Genomic DNA, 19,177 nt, shown 5'->3' with positions numbered 1-19,177 from the left:
ACCAATAATCCATAAAAATTTTTAGACAAAGGGACAGGAGAAGAGACATGGAAAATTGCAAACGAGCCTTCAGATCGGTCGGTATCGCAGCATGCATCTGCTTGGCCGGCTTGATCGGCAACGCCAATGCGCAGTCGGCCGGAAGCGTGACACTGTCGACAGGATGGCTTCACATTGCACCGCAGGGTGATGCAACACCGCTGACCGTGGAAAGCGTCGGCGGCGTAGCGGTGAATCGCCAGTTGACCGGCAGCGGGGCGCATGCCAGTTCAACCAATACGGTGGGCATCACCACCGAGTACTACGTCACGGACAGCATCGGTGTCGCAGTGTTGTTCGGACTACCATTGAAGGTAAATCTGATTGGCGACGGCACGCTGCAGAAGTATGGCAACCTGGGTTCCACGAGACCGATGCCGCCCGCGATCGAGCTTCGATACCACCTTTTCTCAGCCGAATCGAAATTCCGCCCATTCGCCGCATTAGGCGTGAACTACACGTGGTTCACCCAGGTTCGGACGACCAATAGCCAGTTCGTGACCGATAGCGTGGGTCCAGGCGGTTCGGCACACGCCACGCTCAGTTCATCGTGGAATCCGGTGTTCGAAATCGGGGCAAATTACGCGATTACGAAGCACTGGTCCGTCGGAACCACTGTCAACTATATGCCGGTGAAAACTAATCTGGTGTTGTACGGACAGACAGCGACTGGAACGCAGGTCGTGTCCAGATCGACGCTTCGGCTCGATCCCCTTAGCGTCTTCGTGAACGTCGCCTATACGTTTTAACGAGTACAGACCTTTGACTCCCAGCGTGACATGACCGCGCCAGTCAGAGCCGCTCGCATGTTCACGCAAGCTTGCCGCTCAAGCGTTCATGCCGCCGCTTGTGCAATAAGTTCTTTTTGGATCGAATATGAAACGACAGGTCCTCAAGACCATTCTTTTTGCGTTGCCCAAGCTCCTTGAGCTGACGGCACGCCGGTTTCCCGCCTATCGTGAACGCCTGAAGCAGCGCGATCTGGTCGTTTCGATCGGGCTCATGGACGGAAGTATCAATCGGCTCATCGAGTTCAAGAATGGCCACATTCGGTCGCGTGCCGGCAATCATCGGCGCTCCGACGTGCGCATGGCTTTCAAGGATGTTGCCACCGCGCTGAAGTTCTTTTCCCCCAAGCCGGACCAGGGCGAGATTATCCACGCCGCCAAGAACTTCAAAGTGGTGACCGAAGGCGAGGACGAACTGCTGGTTTGGGTCATGCAAACCCTGAGCATGATGCAGACCATCGGTTTGCCGATGGGCACGCGGATGCGCGACGGTACGCGCCGCTACACCACGTGCACAAACGGCGGCCCGCTCTTCGTCTACGTCAACCGTGGCCGCGTCGTCCGGGTCACGCCCATCGATCTCGACAGCACCGACGCGCCGAGCTGGGTAATCGAAGCGCGTGGACGCCGCTTCAGTCCGCCACGGCGTGGACTGGTCGCGCCCCACGCGTTGACGCTCAAGTCGCTCGTCTATTCGGACAAGCGCATCCTTCATCCCATGAAGCGAGTCGACTTCGATCCTGACGGCGAACGCAATCCGCAAAACCGCGGCAAGTCCGGCTATGTACGTATCAGTTGGGAGGAGGCGCTGGACATTGTCGCCAAAGAAATCAACCGGCAGAAGCGCGTTCATGGACCAGGTTCGATTACGTTCCCGCTGTCGTCCCACCACCAGTGGGGGAACGTGGGCTATTACCTCAGCGCGCTGACGCGTTTTGCCAACCTGATCGGTTTCACCCGGGTCGCCGCGAACCCCGACAGCTGGGAAGGCTGGTACTGGGGCGCGATGCATCATTTCGGCAATTCGATGCGGATCGGCGTTCCATCCGGCTATGGCGGTGTCGAGGATTGCCTGAAGGAAGCTGACATGATCGTCTTCTGGTCCTGCGATCCCGAAAGCACCAATGGCGCCTATGCGGGATTCGAGGGGACGCCGCGACGCCTGTGGGCCAAGGAACTCGGCATTGAGTTCGTGCATATCGACCCGCACTGCAATCCCACCGCGCAATTACTCGGCGGGCGATGGATTCCGGTCCGACCGCAAACCGACGCCGCACTCGCTACCGCCATCATGTACGTGTGGGCCGTGGAAAACCTGTACGACAAGGATTACGTCGCTACCCGCACGACCGGGTTTGACGAGTGGAAAGCCTACCTTCTCGGCGAAACCGACGGCGTTGCCAGAACGCCCGAGTGGCAGGAAAGCGAGACCGGCGTGCCCGCCAAGGACGTCCGCGCGCTTGCGCGCCGCTGGGGGAACAGGAAGGTCCATCTGGCTGTCGGGATGACCGGTGCGGGATTCGGTGGTGCGGGCCGAGGCGCGACGGGAGCCCAATGGGCACGCTGCATGATCATGATGATGGCGATGCAGGGCTGGGGTAAGCCGGGCGTGAATTTCGGCTGCCTTGAAGCGGGTGTTCCTCACGACCTCCATTTCTATTTCCCCGGCTACGCTGACGGCGGCATTTCCGGCGACCTGGCGTGGACCGCCAACGCGGTGAACAATTACCAGCGCATGCCGCATATCCTGACCATGAATCCCGTCAAGCAGATGGTGCCGCGGCAGCAACTTCCCGATGCCATCGTCAACGGTCATGCCACAGGCTACCTGTGGGACGGCATGTCGCAGGAAGCCCAGTTCGCGCCGTTTACCTATCCCATGCCCGGGTATTCGCCGATCCACATGATCTACCGTTACGGCGGATCCGCCTTCAGCACGGTGACGAATTCCGGACGCTGGGCCGACGCCTACCGACACTCGAGTATCGAGTTCGTGGTCAATCAGTCCATCTGGATGGAGGGTGAGGCTCAGTTTGCCGACATCATCCTGCCTGCCTGCACTTCTCTGGAGCGCTGGGACATCGGGGAATGGTCGAATTCCGGCGGCTACGCACATCATGGCTACAGCACGGTCAATCATCGCATCATGACGCTCCAGCACAAGTGCATCGAGCCTTTGGGCGAGTCGCGTTCCGACTACGACATCTTCACCGCGATCCTGACCCGGTTGGGCCTGGGCGCCGTGTTCACCGAGGGCTGCAGTGAGCTTGACTGGGTCAAGCGCGTCTTCGACTCGTCGGATCTGCCGGATCATATTTCGTGGCGCCAGTTCTGCCGCAAGGGTTATTTTGTCGTGCCGCCCGAGAAGCCCGAATTGCGCCATCCGGTGGACATGCGTTGGTTCGCGGAGGGCCGGCGCAAAGACCTGCAGGAACCCCACCCGTTGCCGTCGCAGTTCGCCGAAAAATTCGGCTCGGGTCTGCAAACGCCCAGCGGCAAACTGGAGTTCGTACCCGAGTTGCTCAAGCGGCACACGGCAGACAATCCCGAACGGCCGGCGCTCAATCGCTACATTCCGTCGTGGGAGGGAATGCGTTCCGAACTCGCCGACCGGTATCCACTCCAGTTGATTGCCACGCACAGTCGTTACAGCTTCCATACCCATTGCGACGGCAAAAATTCTTCAGTGAACAGCATTGATGACCATCGCGCGCTGATCGGCGGCCACCGCTTCTGGCTGCTCAGGCTGAGTGTGGCGGACGCGGTGCTGCGAGGCATCGCCCATCGCGATCTGGTCAAGGTTTATAACAACCGGGGCGCTGTGATCTGTGCCGCCGACGTCTCGCCGCTGGTCAACGCGGGCGTTGTCAAGTCATACGAGGCGAGTGCCGAATTCAGACTGATTGAAATTGACGGCGAGCGCGTCGAGATCGGCGGCTGCATGAATATGCTGACCCCCGACCGGTCTCAAACCGCCGGCACGAGCAGCATGAGTCCCAACTCGTGTCTGGTGCAGGTCGAAAAGTGGAAATCCGCCGAGGCGTTCATGCTCGGTCGTGCAGCGTGAGGAGCATGGAATGAGCAAGTGGAATCTGATTGTCAAGGTCGGGCAGTGCGAGAACTGCCAGAACTGCGTCATCGCCGCCCGGGACGAGCATGTCGGAAACGACTTTCCCGGTTATGCCGCGCCCGCGTCGGCCAATGCAGAGAGCGTCGTGCGCATCCTGCGCCGTGTTCAGGGTGACGCCCATATGGTCGAGACCACGTATCTGCCGGTCATGTGCAACCACTGCGACGACGCGCCGTGCATGCGGGTGGGCGGCGATGCGATTCGCAAGCGCGCCGACGGCATCGTCATCATTGACCCGGACAAGGCGCGGGGTCGCAAAGACATCGTGAAGTCGTGCCCGTACAAGGCAATCGTCTGGAACGAAGAGCTTCAATTGCCACAGACCTGGATCTTCGATGCGCATCTGCTCGATCAGGGCTGGTCCCGGCCGCGCTGTCAGCAGTCCTGCCCCACCGACGTATTTGAGACCGTCAAGCTGGATGACGCAACAATGGAGGAGAAGGCCCGGCGCGAGGGGCTGAAGGTGTTGCGGCCGAATCTCGGCACGAAGCCTCGCGTATGGTATAGCGGCCTCGAGCGCTGGGAAACCTGCTTCATTGGAGGAAGCGTCAGCGTGCAGATGGAAGACGTGACGGAGTGCGTCGCGGATGCAGTCGTCACGTTGTACGTCGGTGACGAGAAGGTGGGCGAGACCGTTTCGGACTGCTTTGGCGATTTCCGCTTCGGTGGGCTTGCCAAGGGAAGTGGCCTCTATCGGGTCGAAATCCATCATGACGCCGGTAACGCCCGGCGTAATTGCGAACTGGACGAAAGCGCTTACCTGGGCGAGATCAGGCTCGCCCAGTCGACAACCGGCGTGGGAGTCGCGCGATCATGAGCACCGCAACACAGCTGCTTTGCCCAAGACCGGCGGATCCTATCTGGCTGGGATACGACAGAACGCGATGCCCCGACCGGGAAAAGGCGAGGATCTGGTCCGGCCTACGAGAGAGTTCCAGGTAGGATCCGCTTTGGGGGTCAGCCCAAGCTGACATCAATGCGGCGTGGTTTTGCTTCCTCCCGACGCGGGATGGTCAGCCTCAGCACGCCATCTTTCAGGTTAGCCTCAATCCGCGACGTGTCGAAATCATCGCTAACGGCAAACTGTCGCGAAAAGTGGGGGGCGCGTATCTCGGCGTGGGAGAGACGCAGGTTTGCCGGGGTAGGCACTGCCGACTGAGCTTCGATGGTCAGGCTCCCGCCATGGACGTTCACATCAAGCCGTTCCCTGGTGACGCCAGGCAAGTCAGCCAGTAGCGTCACACCATGACTGTCCTCGAAAATGTCGACCGCTGGAGTCAGCGTTAGCCGACGGGTCTCGTCTGCGGCGCTGCGGCTTGCTGGATCGGTCTCGCGCTGTGCAATTTGCGTGGTGTCGCTCATCGTGTCACCTCATTACTCAACTGTAATTGCGCGGGGTTTGGACATCTCGCGCTTACCAACCGAAATCAACAGGCATCCGTTCACGTAACGCGCCTGTACCTTGTCGGGATCGGCATGCTGGGGCAGCTCGACCGCTCGCCGGAAAGAGCCGGCAAAGCGCTCGTGCGTGTAGGCCCGTCGGCCGTCGGCGGGATCGGGCAGTGAACTCGTCCGCTCGCCGGCGATGGTCAGCAGGCCCTTGTCGATGGAAATATCCAGCTTCGATGCATCAATACCGGGCGCAAACGCGACGATTTCAATCGTATCGTCGGTCGTCCCGATGTTGATGGGTGGAAAGGTCCCGACTCGGCTTGAGCGAAGGCTGGAAGGAAATCCGCCGAAAAGGTTAGACATCTGCCGCTGCAGACGGTCCAGTTCGCTGAAGAGTTCGGTGCCAAAGTAAAGGTCACTCATGGTCGCTTTCTCCTCTGGTGGCGGGAAGACGAACCGGTGAACGCGCTCCAGTCCGCTTGCCCCAGCCGCAAAACAAACAAGGTTGAAACACGCAGCGCCCGCGTCGACCCGCGAGCGACTGCCCGAGCGTTTTCAAAATAAGATGCAGGAAAAGATTTTCAAGCCCCTCATTTGAGGAATTTTTCTGGCTTGTTGTCGGGCTTGAAAAACCGATGACCGCCCTTATCATCCGCGCACCAGTGTCACCCGAGGAGAACTCCATGGAATTCGAAACAGAGTGGATAACTCTCGGAAAGCATCGGTTGAGGTTGCGCTCGACGAAAGGCTTTCCGACTGAAGTGATGCATCAGCTTGCCGGCGTCGTGAGACTGGCGGTCGATAACAACATGAGCGCGCGAGCCCGCATAGTCGAAATCGTGCAACGGAAGGAGCAAAGTTATGACATATCCATAGGCACGACACTCGCCGAAGACCGCATTTGTGCGCCGCAACTTGAGGGCGCAATCTCAACAGTGATGGGACTGCTACCCGACCAGGTCAACGTTCTAGTCCAGACAGTTACGCAGGAAGAGGTAGACCTGCATTTCGGCGTCTATGAACGCATGCTGGCCGAAAAACTCGGTGTTGTGCCGCCTATCCAGTGATAAGGTTGCGTGGCCCGTTACCGCTCTCGGCCGCGGGTCCACTTCGGCTTTCCGGTCCGTTTGCAATCACGTGGAGCAGGATTTTGTGACTGCAGTCGATACTGGCCGTAGCAGCAGCCGTGATGCGGTTGCGAGGCCAACCGCGAAGGTCTCGTCCGTCTATGCGCTGCCGCATAGCTTCGCCACGGTTGTGAGAACGACGTTGATAGGCGCCGGCTTTTGCAGGCAGACGTGGTAACAATTCGCTTCACGAGCGGCCGCTGGCGCTGCTGTATGAACAAGCACAGGAATGCGTGAAAGTTCGGGATTCGATTTGATATGACGGCATAGCTCCCGACCATCAACCAGCGGCATCATCCAGTCGGTGATGATAAGGTGCGGCCGCCAACCGTCCAGAATCCGGAGCGCCTCCGCGCCGTTCGCGGCGCATCGCACTTCGTACCCCTCTCCAATGAGAATCAGATGCCAGGCCGTCAAAATATCCGGCTCGTCATCGACAAGCAGAATCGAGTGCATGAGACGACTGCCTATATGTGTTGAGTAAGCGGATACGTGAGCGTGCAATTCGCGTTCCCGGTGTCTTCGCGCCGGTTCCCCGTTCGCTGACGCTCGCTTATTTGGGCAGCTGACCGGGGGGCTGTTCAAACGAACTTGGGATGGCTCGGGCGTCGACGAATGAGGACAGAGTGCTCCCATCGCAGAACTTATATTGCGCCTGAAACGCGCGAGCAATTCGTACCTCCAGTACGTCCTTCGTAAGCTCGCGGCAATTTGTGCAGGGCAACTCATGCGGATCCATAGAAAAGGCTGTTGTTTGGTTGGGCGGGTAGATCTTTCCTGGCCACGCTATGGCAACGCGGCGACAGTGCGCCCAATTGGACGTTATTACCGACAGGCTCTGGCAATCTCCAGCGCTGCTCTCGCGTTAAAGTTATTTCGTCGGAGGCCGTTATGCCGTCTATTGGGCGGTTTCTTTGGGGCAACAAGTTGTCGCTATTTTCACCAGAAGCAGCACTTGGAACTCTTTGGATAAATAGTCGGTACGAACGAACTTGGTGTTGTGGCGCCACACGGGATAAGCGTGAACGAAGAATTCGAGGCGGTGCGAATAGGGGAGCTGGCTGGATTGGATGCTGCCCGGTTAGATGAAATGCAGTTTGGCGTCATCGGGTTAAGCCCGGATGCACTTGTCACGGTCTATAACGCGACCGAATCGAAGAACGCCGGATTGCGGGCGCAGCGAGTATTAGGGAAACATTTCTTCGAAGAGGTGGCCCCGTGCATGAATAATTTCATGGTGGCGCAGCGCTTCGAAGACGAGGAGGCAATTGACGATATTGTTCCCTACGTTTTGACCTTGCGCATGCGCCCGACCCCGGTGCGGCTCAGGCTGCTGAAAGCGCCGGACTGCGCGACGCGGTTTGTCCTGATTGAGCGAAAGGCGGCCCATTGAACGCGGTGAATCCAGACACGAACGACCTCGAGTCCGAATACGAGGCGTTACTCTCGTTCATGTACCTGTCCCCGGTCGGGATTATCCGCAGCGACCAGGCGGGTCTCGTGGACATGATGAACCCTCTTGCCGCGCAGCTTCTCATGCCTCTGGTAAAAGGCGGCGGTATCGAGAATATTTTCGATAGCCTGGCGTCGGTGGCGCCGGAGCTTCGCAACCTGGCGGCCAGCTTTGAGGGCGAGCGGGGGGCAGTGTGTGAAAACCACCGGGTGTTTGTGACGCCGGCCAAAGAGGGGGCGGTCGTGCTCGCCTGTTCCATCATCAAGGTGGGTGAGAATCTGCTGATGACGGTGCTGACGGACATTTCCCGACAGGTTGCCGCCGAGAGAAGAGCGCGGCAAACAGAATCGTGGCTGGCCGGAATCTACACGAGCGTCAACGACTTTGCTTTCTTCTCGCTTGACGCGCAAGGGCGCATTGAAAGCTGGAATCCATCGGTTGAACGCCTGACGGGATTTGGCGAGACCGACGTCGTCGGGCACACGCTCTCGTGCTTTTATGCCCGCGACGAGCACGTATCGCACCGCTCACCGGAGCATATCGCGCTAACGCGTGACGAGGGTTGGCATGTGGAGGAGTTCTGGTGTGAAACCAGGGGCGGTCGACGCTACTGGGGGCAGGTTCTCGTCGCGGTGCTGCGCGAAGAGGAAGGGGAGATAGCGGGGTATTCGGTCGTTCTGAGAGACGTGACGGAGCGCAAGGTGAGCAGCGACAACCTTGCGCGCCTGCTTACGACCGACCACCTGACAGGCGTATCGAGCCGGGCCCACTTCTTTGAAGTTGCCGAATCCGAGGTGGCGCGCGCCGAACGACATGGGCGGGCGTTGTCGGTCGTTATGCTGGACGCGGATTACTTCAAGCGGATCAACGACACGGCCGGACATCAGGCGGGTGACGAGGTTTTGAAACGGATCGCCGGCGAAGCGAAGGGGCTGTTACGCACGTCCGACACGGTCGCGAGACTCGGCGGCGAGGAATTCATTCTGATGCTGCCGTCTACGACGGCCGGCGAGGCGTTGGTGGTCGCTGAGCGACTGCGGGTTGCGGTCGAGCGGGCGCGAATCGAAACGGCGGTCGGGCAATTGAAAGCGACGATCAGTCTGGGCGTCGCGACATTGAGTCCTGCCAATCCGACGCTCCAGGGATTGCTGGCTGCCGCCGACCGCGCGCTCTACGACGCGAAAAGAGCAGGGCGGAACTGCGTACGCAGCGAGGTTTTGGAGCCGGCGGGCGAAGCATGCTCCGCCTGCGAAGAAGCCAACACACCGGGAGACTGACGGCCGCCCCGCAGCAGGGCCAACGGCGTCAACCCTAATCAGCAAACAATCAGCGCGATAACACCAGATGGATTCCTTCATGATTCGTAGCCCCGATGGGGTGGCGGGACAGCCGCAACGATGTTCCGGGTGCAAGGACATTACGCCCCTGCCGATAGAGATCGATTTCGCGTTTCAGCCGATCGTCGATGTGAGCGCCCAGGCTGTTTTCGCATGCGAGGCGCTCGTGCGTGGTGCGAGCGGGGAATCCGCGCACTCGGTGCTGTCGCAGATCGACGATGCAAACAAATACCATTTTGACCAACGCTGCCGGCAGGTTGCGATCGCCAGTGCAGCCGCGTTAGGTCTCGACTCGTTTCTCTCCATCAATTTCATGCCGAACGCGGTCTATCGGCCGGAGGTATGCATCAGGAGCACTCTGGAAGCTGCGCAGACGCATGGTTTCCCGATTGAAAAAATCATATTCGAGACCGTTGAAGGTGAACATCTGGCCGACCGCACACATCTGGTCGAGATTTTCAGGGCATACAAGACATTTGGCTTCCTGACGGCAATTGATGATTTCGGAGCCGGTTATTCGGGGCTTGCTCTGCTGGTGGATTTCCAGCCCGACATCATCAAGCTCGACATGGGACTGCTCCGCGGTATCGACACTGACCCGGTGCGTCAGCGCATCGTGCGAGGCGTGATTTCAATTTGCGACGATCTTGGTATCCGTGTCGTGGCGGAAGGCATCGAAACCAGGGGCGAACGAGACTTCTTTGTTGCGCATGGAGTCAGCCTGATGCAGGGCTATTTTTTCGCAAAACCAGGTTTTAAAACGATTCCGGCAATCGATAAGCTAAAGTGCTTTACATAGCCATAAGCATGCTGGTCTGCTAGCAGTCCAGGTTACCTTGCACCTTTGATCTGGCTTGGTGACTGCTTTGACGATGGTGCCGCCAACTACCAGGTGGCGATTCGCTCGCCCAGCATCCGGCCGCTGTGCCACGCACCCTCGACTCTGCCGCCGTTGAGCCAATCGCCACACAATGCCAGGCCGCTGGCTTCATCCCACATGTATCCAGGCGCCGACTCTTCGCTGGCCTCGGTGTCAGCAAATCGCCAGCGGTGCGCCGTCCATTCGGTGGACTTTTGGCCGCCGTGCAGCGCAAACGCTTCGAGCAGACAATCCGCGACACGTTCCGCGCTGGCGTCGATGTAAAGCTCGCTCCAGTCCGCGTTCGCGTGCAGCAGCCATGTTTCGGGGCCGTTGCGGCCCGGCTTGCTGCTGTCGCGCGCGATCCAGCGCAGGGGCCCCTGATTGATGAAAGCGGCATCGAACGGCACTGGCACGCGAGCGGGCAGGCGCACCATGAGTGCCCAACACGGGCGCATCGCGGTCTCGCGTGCGAGCGCCGCCAGTCCCGTCGCGGCTTCCCGCAGCAAGTCCGCCGCCTGCGGGGCGGGCATGGCGAGGACCACGACGTCGAAGCGATCCGCAAGCGCGCCCTGTTCGGCTGACACGAGACGCCACTGTCGCCCATCCCGATGCATTGCGGTGACAGTGCAGCCCAAGGTCACCGACTGAGCGTCAGCCAGAAACTTCGCGGGCGAGTTCATTGACGGCGTACCGACGAAGCGGTCTTGCTTGCTCGCCCATGCGGTTTGTGCGGACCCATCGAGCACCGCGATTCGTGCAGGCCATATCGCGGCGACGCCCGCGTTCTGCCAACGCGCCACTTCCGCCTGGAAGAGCGGATCGCGAGCGGTGAAGTACTGCGCCCCATGGTCGCACTGCCAGTCGCCCTGGCGACGGGTGCTCATCCGCCCGGCAGGCCCGCGGCTTTTGTCGAACACGTTGACCTCGAACCCGGAGCGGCGCAGCACCGTCGCGCATGACAACCCGGCGATCCCCGCACCGACGACGGCTATTCGTGGGCCTTTCCGTTTTATAGGCATGACTTCTCTCTCCAGGGTTCGCGGACTCGCAGGGACCCGCCACCAAAGCCAATTTCGCATTGAGATGCGTCACAGTGACTCCGATTATGGAGTCTTGATGTCAAAGTATGACACATTGACGATCTTTTTTAACTTTGAAGAGGTGATGCGACTCGCAATAATGATTCACATTGACTCGAAACAGGAATATTATCCCGAGTCACGCAACGCTAAAGGAATGGCCATGCCGTCGCCCTCCGTCGAAGACACGTCGCCCGCTCGCAATTACAGGAGCGGGGAGGCCGCCCGGCTCGCGCGGATGCCGGTCACGAGGCTCAGGCTTTGGGAGCGGCGCTACGAAGTGGTGGGCCCGGCCAAAAGTGAGGCCGGACAGCGCCTGTATTCCGAGGACGACGTGCGCCGGCTGGTTCTGATCAACGCGCTGGTGCAGCGCGGCCACGCGATTGGAGCGATTGCGCGGCTCGAGCGCGAGCAACTCGAGTTTCTTGCCGCAGGGGAGGGGTCCAGCGGCAGATCGCGCCCCACCAATGCCAGTCATGAGGTCAGGTTCCGGCTCACGCTAGTCGGGGAGAACCTGGCCCGGCGCCTGGCTGAAACGGGTATCGATCTGCGGCGCTACGGCGTCGGCAAGCTCGCGGAGTATGCGGATCTCGCGGCGGCGCGCGAAGGCGCGTCATCTGAAGGGGAAGAGGCGAACCTTCTGCTGCTGCGTGTTCCTTCGCTGCATGAGGACGCCGCTTCGGACGTTCTCGCGCTCAGCGACGCCTGCGGCGCGGCGGCGGTTGCGGTGGTGTACGGCTTCGGTACGGGGCGCGCGGCAGAAGCGTTGCGCCTCGCGGGTGTGCGGCTGTATCGGGAGCCCGACAGCAGGACCGAGCTTCGCCAGATGCTCGGCGATCTGTGCCACAGCGCTCGGGTGACGCGTGAGGCCGGCGAAGCCCCCTCCTGGTTGCGCTCGCCACGTCGGTACGACGACGCCGAGCTCGAAGCCATCGCTGCCCGCTCGTCGACGATTGCCTGCGAATGTCCGCGGCACCTTGCTGAACTGGTGATGCAACTGTCGACGTTCGAATCCTATAGCGACGAATGTACATCGCGCTCGGCGCACGACGTTGCGTTACACCGGCATCTCGGCGACGTCGCCAATCGCGCGCGCGTGCTGATCGAGTCGGCGCTCGAGCGTGTGGTGCGCGAAGAAGGCTGGTCGCCTCAACCGCATCAGACGGATTGAGACGGGTCTTCGTGAGTCGGGGGCATACGGCGCAAGGTTTACAGCGCACGTTACGCGTACGGATTGACACATTGACGTTGGGAGAAAAGTCTCATGGAATCAGTAGCGCAGGACATACGCCACGGCCTGGAGCTGGGCGAGGGCGTGCCGCTTTCGCAGCGGATCAGATGTCGGCTTCTCAGTGCGGGAGCCCGATTCCACGCGAACGACAACATCGCCGACTACCTTCGCGAGGGAGAGCTGGAACTGCTGCAAAAGGAGGTCGCGGACAAGCTACAGGGCGTTTTGCGCTCGCTCGTCATCGATGTCGACAACGATCACAACACGCACGAAACCGCGCAACGCGTGGCGAAAATGTTCGTTCGCGAAGTCTTTGCGGGACGATACGACACCGCGCCGGCTGTCACCGAATTTCCGAATGTCGAACGGCTCAATGAATTGATGATCGTGGGCCCGCTGCGTGTGCGCAGCGCCTGCTCCCATCACCTGTGTCCGATCATGGGCCGGGTCTGGATTGGAGTGATGCCCAACGAGAGTTCAAACCTCATTGGCCTGTCCAAGTACGGCCGTCTGATCAACTGGATCATGACCCGGCCGCAGATCCAGGAAGAGGCCGTCAAGCAGATCGCGGATCTGCTCGAAGAACGCATCCAGCCCGACGGGCTTGCGGTGGTGCTGGAGGCCGACCACTTCTGCATGCATTGGCGCGGCACGAAAGACGACGACGCAAAAATGGTCAACAGCGTGATGCGCGGTTCATTTCTTCGGGATCCCGCATTGCGTCGCGAGTTTCTGGATCTTCTACCGGGTCGGAATTGACTGGCGGGGCAGAAAGTGAGCCTTGGTGGTCGGTATTGAATGGCTGAACGTAGCGGGTACTTGTCGGGAGTGAGGCAATGGCGGCGATCTGGATTACTGGCGCGAGCGGTGCAGTCGGATCTGCACTGGCCCGGAGACTGTCAGCGCGCGGTCTAAGCGTTGTTCTTACATCTCGCGATGGAGCGAGGCTCACCGAACTCGCCGACGAACTTGGAGAGCGCGCACTCGCTGCACCCGCCGACGCAACCGATGCAGCGCAGGTGCAATGTGCAATTCAGGCAGGTATTGAGCGCTTTGGAGAAGTGACAGGTGTCGCCCATTGCGTCGGATCGATTCTGATCAGACCTCTGCACCTGACCAGCGAAGCGGATATGCGCGCGACTCTTGCCGATAACTACATCAGTGCGTGGCACGTGCTTCGGGCTTTCGTTACCGCTGCGCTCGCCCATCGCAAGCCCTCGAGCGCCGTACTGGTGGGCACGGTTGCGGCGCAGTCTGGATTTCCGAATCACGAGGCCATTGCCGGTGCAAAGGCCGCGGTGGCGGCGCTCGCCGTCACGGCAGCCGCGACCTACGCTGAGCGGGGGATTCGGGTGAATTGCGTTCATCCAGGATTAACTGTCTCGAACATGTCGTCGAAGCTCACCGGCTCACCTGAGTCGATCGCCCGGATGTCAAAGCTCAATCCGATGAGGCGTCTGGGTCAAGGCGAGGACGCGGCGGCGTTGATCGACTTTCTGCTAGGCGATGATGCTGGCTGGATCACTGGCCAGCACATCGGGGTGGACGGCGGCCATGGCATCCTTCATTCGATGGCGGGCGCGTGATGCCATATCGTTACGTGTCAGTCAGCGTGGAGTTTCCCCGAATCGCTTCGGGCTCCAGTTGCCTGCGCGTGGAATCGGCAGGCCTCCGATGGGGCGCCCACGGCCCAACGGAACAGATCATCGCGCTGTGCCCGCACTTTTCATAGAGATGCCGCCAGAGTGCGGATTCGCGTCGCTCGTGTCCTCGGGCAGCAAGTTACCGTCATCAAGACTTTCGTCGGCATGCGCGGTGGCCGGGTAGCGCTCCGGATAGAAATGACGCTCGGCGACCTGCGCGTCGAACGTATGCGACCACTTTGCAATCACGACCGTGGCAACGCTGTTACCGATCGTGTTGCAGGCGGCGATCGCCATTGACATGAAGCGGTAGACCCCGAAAATCACCGCAACCCCTTCAACAGGCAGGATGCCGGTCGACGCCACCGTCGCAGCAAACACCACAAACGATCCGCCTGACACCGTGGCCGCACCCTTGGAGGTCAACAGCATCAACAGGAGCAGGCCGACCTGATGCTGCAGCGTAATTGGCACGCCATACGCATGAGCGATGAACAGCACGCCCATCGACATGAAAAGCGATGTGCCGTCGAGATTGAACGCATAGCCGGTAGGCAACACGAGACCGACTGTCTGCTTCGCGCAACCGAGCCGTTCGAGCTTGATTAAAAGGCGCGGCAGCGCGCTCTCGGACGACGCGGTACCCAGCACGATAAAAATTTCGTCCTTGATATAGCGGAGGAAGCGCCACAGACTAAAGCCTGCCAGTTTCGCGATGATTCCCATGACCACGACGATGAACAGGATCACAACCGCGTAGAAACTGAGAACGAGTTGGGCAAGTGCAATGAGCACGGCGGTGCCGTTGCTGCCCACCGCGTAAGCGACGGCGCCGAAGGTGCCGAGCGGCGCCAGCTTCATCACGAGGTTGATGAACGAGAACAGGACTTCGGAAACAAGATCGAGTCCCTCGTTGATCCTGACGCGGCGGCGTTCAGGAATCGCGAGTATCCCGATACCGACCATCACAGCCAGCACCACCACCTGCAGCAGTTCTCCTTTCACGAAGGCGCCGATGAAGTTATCCGGCACGAGGTGCATGACAAACGCGACGAAGCCTTGTGATTCCATTTTTGCAACCGCCGGCGGCGCTGCTCCGACGGCGATGGCCGTCATGCCCTTTCCGGTTTGCAGCAGGTTGCCAGCCAGCAGGCCGACCATCAAGGCAATGGTCGATACCACTTCAAAATAGACAATCGAGCGCCATCCTACGCGGCCCGCGCTCTTGACGTCACCGGCCGACGCGATGCCATGCACGATGGTGAGAAACACAAGCGGCGCGACACCGGCCTTGATAAGCGACAGGAAGATGTCGCCCAGTACCTTCAGCTGCCCACCCACCTTCGGGAAAATCAGACCGACGGCAATCCCGAGGATTAGCCCGGCCAGAACCTGCATTCCCAGCCTGCGGTACCACGGCAGCCTTCTGGGCGGCGGAACGTCCGGCGATGCGTTTGATGCGTTATGGTTGTTCATGATGTGCGCTCCTCCACGTCTTTCAATCAAATGCCGCTGGACAATTCGACGGCGCGATCGACCATTTGTGGCGCGAGGCCGAGATAGTTGGCTGGATCGGTCATTCGATCGATAGCCGCGCGGTCGAAGTGCCTGGTAACTTCAGGCAGCGCCGCGAGCGCTTCGGCGAGCGTGCCGCCTTTCTCGTTCACGGTACGGCACGCGTCGTAGACGATATCGTGAGCCTGCTGGCGGCCGGTGAACGGCGCCATTCCCATCATGACTGCCTCCGCGACGATCAACCCCCGGGTGATACTGAGGTTGTGCTTCATGCGTTCGGTGTCGACGATCAATCCCCCTAGCGCAAACTTGGCCTGATGCAGCGCGCCAGCCGAGAGGATGAAGCTTTCGGGAATGGCGATCCATTCCGCGTGCCATGGGCCCGTGGCGCGCTCGAAGTCCTGGATCATCGCGTCGACCATTAGACCCGCTTGCTGCCGCACTGCTTTCGCTGCGGCAAGCATCAGTTCGCTGGAAATCGGATTGCGTTTTTGCGGCATGGTGCTGCTTGCACCGCGCCCCTTGACGAAAGGCTCGTACACTTCGGCGAACTCCGTCGACGCCATGATCATGATGTCGAGCGCGATTTTGCCGAGCGAACCCGTCACGAGCGTCAGCAGGTTGACGGCTTCGGCGAGACCGTCGCGTGCTACGTGCCACGTGGTTGCGGGTACGCCGAGCTTCAGTTCATCGGCGAGCGCCTTCTGAACCTCGAAACCCTTGTCGCCGAGCGAGGCCAGCGTTCCCGCAGCCCCTGCGAATCCGACGACGGCCACCCTCGGCCGCAACTCTGCGAGGCGTTGTTGATGCCGGTCGAACATCGCGAGCCAGATGGCGACCTTGTAGCCAAACGTAATGGGCAGCGCCTGCTGCAAGTGTGTGCGGCCCGCCATCGGCGTATCGCGGTGTTTCTTTGCAAGACCGACCAGAATCGTGCGCAGATCGCGTATGTCGCTGTCGATTAGATCGAGCGCATCGCGCACCTGCAGCGAGACCGCCGTATCCATGATGTCTTGTGTCGTCGCGCCCCAATGGACGTAGCGGCCCGCTTCGCCGCACATGCCGACGAGTTGGTGAACGAGCGGCAGAATCGGATAACCCACAATGTCTGTCTCCTCGCGCATGTGATCGAAATCGATCCGCTCGATCGTCGATTCACGGGCGATCACTTCAGCCGCATCGGCCGGAATCACGCCAACGCGCGCTTCAGCCCTGGCCAGCGCCACTTCCACGTCGATATAGCGCTGCACGAGCGCGTAATCGGAGAACAGCGCACGCATCTTCGGTGTGCCGAAGGCGTCGCGAAACAGGATTGAATCGACCACGGTGCTGGCCATAGGGACAGTGCGACTCGTCATGAAGACCTCTTGGAAGTGCAGGAAACCGGTTTTAAAAAGGGCCGGGACGATTCGCGGAAAACCATCGATATGTCCGGACATAAATAAATTAATATGTTCGGACATGTTGAACAAGCTATGATTTACCCTAGCCCCTGATAAATTGGTTCCATCGCCACCCAAAAATGAATCGACCGCACTTCGCCGACATCGCTCGCGACTTGACTGAGAGCATTGCGTCCGGCCGCTATCCGGTCGGCTCGTATCTGCCCACCGAACTTGAACTGCGCGACCACTATCAGACGAGCCGGCATACGGTTCGCGCAGCGCTGCATGAATTGCAGCAGTTGGGGCTCGTGTCGCGACGCAAGAACGCGGGAACGCGCGTTGAATCGACGCAGCCGAAGAACGAGTTTCGGCCTTCGCTCGCATCGGTGGACGATCTCGTTCAGTTCGGCTCCGAGCACTTGCGTCTGGTGCAATCGACGGAGGAGATCTTCGCTAGCGGTAAGCTCGCCAAAACGCTGAAGTGTGCTGACGGTGCGCGATGGCTGCGCGTTTCGAGCCTGCGCATCGACGGCGACAGGGAGAGTGCGCCGGTCGGTTGGACCGACGTATATATCGATCCGGCTTACACGGAAGTCGCAGATGCTGCGCGATCTCAACCGGATGCGCTTATCAGCTCGTTAATCGAAGCGCGTTATGGTCGCTGCATCGCGGAGATCCAGCAGGACGTGCACGCCGCGTTGATTTCGCAGGAGATGGCGGAAAGGCTGAAAGTCGATAAGGGCACTGCGGCGCTTGAGATTGTGCGGCGCTACCTCGACTCCGCGGGGGAAACCTTTGAAGTGTCGATAAGCGTCCATCCGGCTGAACGCTTCTCGGTTTCGATGCGACTGAAGCGCTCCGACGCTTAGCCGTTGCAGGGGGTGCAAGCGGACCAATCGACCGCAGTTTGCGGGCAATTGGCTGTTCCGTTTCAACCCCGATGGACCGCAATGCTTAAGGCAATTGCCGCTCCACCCCGTGATCGCTTTGAATGCCATTGCCGACCGTGGAGGCATCTTCATGGAGGGCAGTTCAGGGTCGCGTGCTGTCGATCGCGACCGTTCTGGATTCCGAAGTTCATGCCGTTTGCATGAGGCAGAGGTCGGCCAACAAGCGACATGGGTGGTGCGCTTGCGCCAGACATCCGGACGGCAGCTTGAGCCCGCGAACGGAGATTCGCCTCCGGCACGTCCGCCTCGCTCGCCGATGCTCGCAAGCGAGAGTGCCCCGACTATCAAGGTTGGAACACCGACGTTTCAAACTCAGCGAGTTGCACCAATTCATCAACCGCGACTTTGACTTTCGGCTGAAGGTGTCGTGTCTTCTGCCAGATCGCATGAATCGGTGTTGTCGTCGACAGGCTCGGCAGCACTTCTCGCAGCGCGCCCGTGCGCAAAGCATCTCGCGCCAGCCATCCGGGAAGCTGGGCAAGGCCGCAGCCCGTCACGCACGCGTTCAGCAAGGTGTCACCGTCCGTCAACTCGTGACGCGCTCGCACATCAAAGTAAGCGGCTCCGCTGTCGTTCGCCGCATCTGCCAATAGCCAGCCGGACCGTACGTTGCTACGCCATCCGATCAAGCAATCGTGTGTGAGCAGATCGTCGCGCTGCACCGGTTCGCCGGTTCGTGCCAGGTAATCGGGCGCGCCGCAAATAACGAGCCTCTGCTCGCCCAGCTTACGCGCGACGAGATCCGGAAATGCATCGAGTGTGCCGATGCGCACCGCCAGATCGACTCCCTCGCTGACGAGATCCACCGCCCGATCCTGCAACGTGACGGCGAGATCCAGCCGCGGAAATCGCCGGGTCAGATTCAACAGTGCAGGCACGATGTGCCGGCGGCCAAAAGTCGTCGGAAGATCGACGCGCAGGCGGCCAATAGGTTGTTCGTGGCCCGTCGACAGAAAGGCTTCTGTTTGGTCCAGATCTTCAAGGATGCGTCGGCACGTGAGCAGGAAAGTCTCGCCCGCGGTCGTCAGGTCAATGCGGCGCGTCGTCCGGTGCAGCAGTTGCACACCGAGCCGCACCTCCAGCCGCGAGATGTTCTTGCCGACCGCGGAACCGGTAAGGCCCAGCAACTCACCGGCGGCGGTAAAGCTGCCGTGATCGACGGCGGCAACAAACTCGCGAATGCCAGCAAAACGATCGTCCATACTTAATTCTGGAATCACTGGATGGAATGTATGGAATTTTACCC

18 protein-coding genes are annotated in these 19,177 nt (G+C 60.1%); 11 read left to right on the top strand and 7 right to left on the bottom strand.

The annotated features are described in order from the left end of the window. The first annotated feature begins 47 nt into the window (after nt 1–47). The 3 genes from P0D68_RS02675 to P0D68_RS02665 all read left to right on the top strand — a co-directional run bounded on the left by P0D68_RS02675 (nt 48) and on the right by P0D68_RS02665 (nt 4,774). A complete protein-coding gene (locus P0D68_RS02675; RefSeq protein WP_408300192.1) occupies nt 48–788 on the top strand; it encodes an OmpW/AlkL family protein in 741 nt (246 codons plus the stop codon). A gap of 127 nt (nt 789–915) precedes the next feature. Continuing rightward, on the top strand, nt 916–3,894 hold the full coding sequence (locus tag P0D68_RS02670) for a molybdopterin-dependent oxidoreductase (protein ID WP_091806878.1): 2,979 nt from the start codon (nt 916–918) through the stop codon (nt 3,892–3,894). 10 nt (nt 3,895–3,904) lie between these two features. Next, the gene (locus P0D68_RS02665; RefSeq protein WP_408300190.1) at nt 3,905–4,774 is read left to right on the top strand and encodes a 4Fe-4S dicluster domain-containing protein; all 870 of its coding nucleotides are present in this window, start codon (nt 3,905–3,907) and stop codon (nt 4,772–4,774) included. Nucleotides 4,775–4,914: 140 nt separating this feature from the next. Here the strand turns inward: P0D68_RS02665 and P0D68_RS02660 are convergent, their stop codons facing one another. Together P0D68_RS02660 and P0D68_RS02655 are read right to left on the bottom strand one after the other, a co-directional pair. Then, nucleotides 4,915–5,319, bottom strand: a complete 405-nt coding sequence (locus P0D68_RS02660) for an Hsp20/alpha crystallin family protein (protein ID WP_091806882.1) — start codon at nt 5,317–5,319, stop codon at nt 4,915–4,917. 12 nt (nt 5,320–5,331) lie between these two features. Then, nucleotides 5,332–5,772, bottom strand: a complete 441-nt coding sequence (locus tag P0D68_RS02655; RefSeq protein WP_408185499.1) for an Hsp20/alpha crystallin family protein — start codon at nt 5,770–5,772, stop codon at nt 5,332–5,334. 260 nt (nt 5,773–6,032) lie between these two features. Between P0D68_RS02655 and P0D68_RS02650 the strand changes: the two genes are divergently transcribed. Then, complete coding sequence (locus tag P0D68_RS02650) at nt 6,033–6,416, top strand: hypothetical protein (protein ID WP_408300187.1); 384 nt, start codon at nt 6,033–6,035, stop codon at nt 6,414–6,416. 159 nt (nt 6,417–6,575) lie between these two features. On the opposite strand, the gene P0D68_RS02645 is transcribed toward P0D68_RS02650, so the two are convergent. Continuing rightward, nucleotides 6,576–6,932, bottom strand: a complete 357-nt coding sequence (locus P0D68_RS02645; protein ID WP_091806886.1) for a response regulator — start codon at nt 6,930–6,932, stop codon at nt 6,576–6,578. Nucleotides 6,933–7,497: 565 nt separating this feature from the next. Between P0D68_RS02645 and P0D68_RS02640 the strand changes: the two genes are divergently transcribed. The 3 genes from P0D68_RS02640 (at nt 7,498) to P0D68_RS02630 (ending at nt 10,065) form a co-directional block, all read left to right on the top strand. Next, nucleotides 7,498–7,869 carry a phosphonate transporter gene (locus P0D68_RS02640; RefSeq protein ID WP_218157139.1) on the top strand — a complete coding sequence of 124 codons (372 nt, stop codon included), beginning with the start codon at nt 7,498–7,500 and terminating at the stop codon, nt 7,867–7,869. A 5-nt stretch (nt 7,870–7,874) separates the two neighbouring features. Further along, nucleotides 7,875–9,206, top strand: coding sequence for a sensor domain-containing diguanylate cyclase (locus tag P0D68_RS02635; RefSeq protein WP_408300220.1), 1,332 nt, complete (start codon nt 7,875–7,877; stop codon nt 9,204–9,206). Nucleotides 9,207–9,285: 79 nt separating this feature from the next. Then, on the top strand, nt 9,286–10,065 hold the full coding sequence (locus P0D68_RS02630) for an EAL domain-containing protein (protein WP_408300185.1): 780 nt from the start codon (nt 9,286–9,288) through the stop codon (nt 10,063–10,065). A gap of 86 nt (nt 10,066–10,151) precedes the next feature. Here P0D68_RS02630 and P0D68_RS02625 read toward each other — a convergent pair whose 3' ends face one another. After that, a complete protein-coding gene (locus tag P0D68_RS02625; protein WP_408300183.1) occupies nt 10,152–11,147 on the bottom strand; it encodes an NAD(P)/FAD-dependent oxidoreductase in 996 nt (331 codons plus the stop codon). Nucleotides 11,148–11,370: 223 nt separating this feature from the next. Between P0D68_RS02625 and P0D68_RS02620 the strand changes: the two genes are divergently transcribed. The 3 genes from P0D68_RS02620 to P0D68_RS02610 all read left to right on the top strand — a co-directional run bounded on the left by P0D68_RS02620 (nt 11,371) and on the right by P0D68_RS02610 (nt 14,024). Next, nucleotides 11,371–12,378 carry a MerR family transcriptional regulator gene (locus tag P0D68_RS02620; protein ID WP_408300181.1) on the top strand — a complete coding sequence of 336 codons (1,008 nt, stop codon included), beginning with the start codon at nt 11,371–11,373 and terminating at the stop codon, nt 12,376–12,378. A gap of 93 nt (nt 12,379–12,471) precedes the next feature. Further along, nucleotides 12,472–13,197 carry a GTP cyclohydrolase I gene (folE, locus tag P0D68_RS02615; protein WP_408185504.1) on the top strand — a complete coding sequence of 242 codons (726 nt, stop codon included), beginning with the start codon at nt 12,472–12,474 and terminating at the stop codon, nt 13,195–13,197. Nucleotides 13,198–13,274: 77 nt separating this feature from the next. After that, nucleotides 13,275–14,024, top strand: a complete 750-nt coding sequence (locus P0D68_RS02610) for an SDR family NAD(P)-dependent oxidoreductase (protein ID WP_408300179.1) — start codon at nt 13,275–13,277, stop codon at nt 14,022–14,024. 117 nt (nt 14,025–14,141) lie between these two features. Here P0D68_RS02610 and P0D68_RS02605 read toward each other — a convergent pair whose 3' ends face one another. Together P0D68_RS02605 and pcaB are read right to left on the bottom strand one after the other, a co-directional pair. Further along, the gene (locus P0D68_RS02605; RefSeq protein WP_408185506.1) at nt 14,142–15,557 is read right to left on the bottom strand and encodes a cation:dicarboxylate symporter family transporter; all 1,416 of its coding nucleotides are present in this window, start codon (nt 15,555–15,557) and stop codon (nt 14,142–14,144) included. Nucleotides 15,558–15,583: 26 nt separating this feature from the next. Further along, entirely contained in the window at nt 15,584–16,954 is a 1,371-nt protein-coding gene (gene pcaB, locus P0D68_RS02600) for a 3-carboxy-cis,cis-muconate cycloisomerase (protein WP_408300176.1), read from the bottom strand. A 164-nt stretch (nt 16,955–17,118) separates the two neighbouring features. Between pcaB and P0D68_RS02595 the strand changes: the two genes are divergently transcribed. Then, entirely contained in the window at nt 17,119–17,850 is a 732-nt protein-coding gene (locus P0D68_RS02595; RefSeq protein ID WP_091806895.1) for a GntR family transcriptional regulator, read from the top strand. Between the two features lie 365 nt (nt 17,851–18,215). On the opposite strand, the gene P0D68_RS02590 is transcribed toward P0D68_RS02595, so the two are convergent. After that, a complete protein-coding gene (locus P0D68_RS02590) occupies nt 18,216–19,133 on the bottom strand; it encodes a LysR family transcriptional regulator (protein WP_408300174.1) in 918 nt (305 codons plus the stop codon). Between the last annotated feature and the right edge of the window lie 44 nt (nt 19,134–19,177).

Source organism: Paraburkholderia sp. RL17-380-BIE-A (assembly GCF_046028085.1).
Classification (GTDB): Bacteria; Pseudomonadota; Gammaproteobacteria; order Burkholderiales; family Burkholderiaceae; genus Paraburkholderia.
This window is presented reverse-complemented; position numbering and strand designations above follow the sequence as displayed.

What these genes read in the sequence shown, in the direction of transcription:
- P0D68_RS02675 (WP_408300192.1), top strand. Translation starts at nt 48, where the DNA reads ATGGAAAATTGCAAACGAGCCTTCAGATCGGTCGGTATCGCAGCATGC.
- P0D68_RS02670 (WP_091806878.1), top strand. Translation starts at nt 916, where the DNA reads ATGAAACGACAGGTCCTCAAGACCATTCTTTTTGCGTTGCCCAAGCTC.
- P0D68_RS02665 (WP_408300190.1), top strand. Translation starts at nt 3,905, where the DNA reads ATGAGCAAGTGGAATCTGATTGTCAAGGTCGGGCAGTGCGAGAACTGC.
- P0D68_RS02660 (WP_091806882.1), bottom strand. Translation starts at nt 5,319, where the DNA reads ATGAGCGACACCACGCAAATTGCACAGCGCGAGACCGATCCAGCAAGC.
- P0D68_RS02655 (WP_408185499.1), bottom strand. Translation starts at nt 5,772, where the DNA reads ATGAGTGACCTTTACTTTGGCACCGAACTCTTCAGCGAACTGGACCGT.
- P0D68_RS02650 (WP_408300187.1), top strand. Translation starts at nt 6,033, where the DNA reads ATGGAATTCGAAACAGAGTGGATAACTCTCGGAAAGCATCGGTTGAGG.
- P0D68_RS02645 (WP_091806886.1), bottom strand. Translation starts at nt 6,932, where the DNA reads ATGCACTCGATTCTGCTTGTCGATGACGAGCCGGATATTTTGACGGCC.
- P0D68_RS02630 (WP_408300185.1), top strand. Translation starts at nt 9,286, where the DNA reads ATGATTCGTAGCCCCGATGGGGTGGCGGGACAGCCGCAACGATGTTCC.
- P0D68_RS02625 (WP_408300183.1), bottom strand. Translation starts at nt 11,147, where the DNA reads ATGCCTATAAAACGGAAAGGCCCACGAATAGCCGTCGTCGGTGCGGGG.
- P0D68_RS02620 (WP_408300181.1), top strand. Translation starts at nt 11,371, where the DNA reads ATGCCGTCGCCCTCCGTCGAAGACACGTCGCCCGCTCGCAATTACAGG.
- folE (WP_408185504.1), top strand. Translation starts at nt 12,472, where the DNA reads ATGGAATCAGTAGCGCAGGACATACGCCACGGCCTGGAGCTGGGCGAG.
- P0D68_RS02610 (WP_408300179.1), top strand. Translation starts at nt 13,275, where the DNA reads ATGGCGGCGATCTGGATTACTGGCGCGAGCGGTGCAGTCGGATCTGCA.
- P0D68_RS02605 (WP_408185506.1), bottom strand. Translation starts at nt 15,557, where the DNA reads ATGAACAACCATAACGCATCAAACGCATCGCCGGACGTTCCGCCGCCC.
- pcaB (WP_408300176.1), bottom strand. Translation starts at nt 16,954, where the DNA reads ATGACGAGTCGCACTGTCCCTATGGCCAGCACCGTGGTCGATTCAATC.
- P0D68_RS02595 (WP_091806895.1), top strand. Translation starts at nt 17,119, where the DNA reads ATGAATCGACCGCACTTCGCCGACATCGCTCGCGACTTGACTGAGAGC.
- P0D68_RS02590 (WP_408300174.1), bottom strand. Translation starts at nt 19,133, where the DNA reads ATGGACGATCGTTTTGCTGGCATTCGCGAGTTTGTTGCCGCCGTCGAT.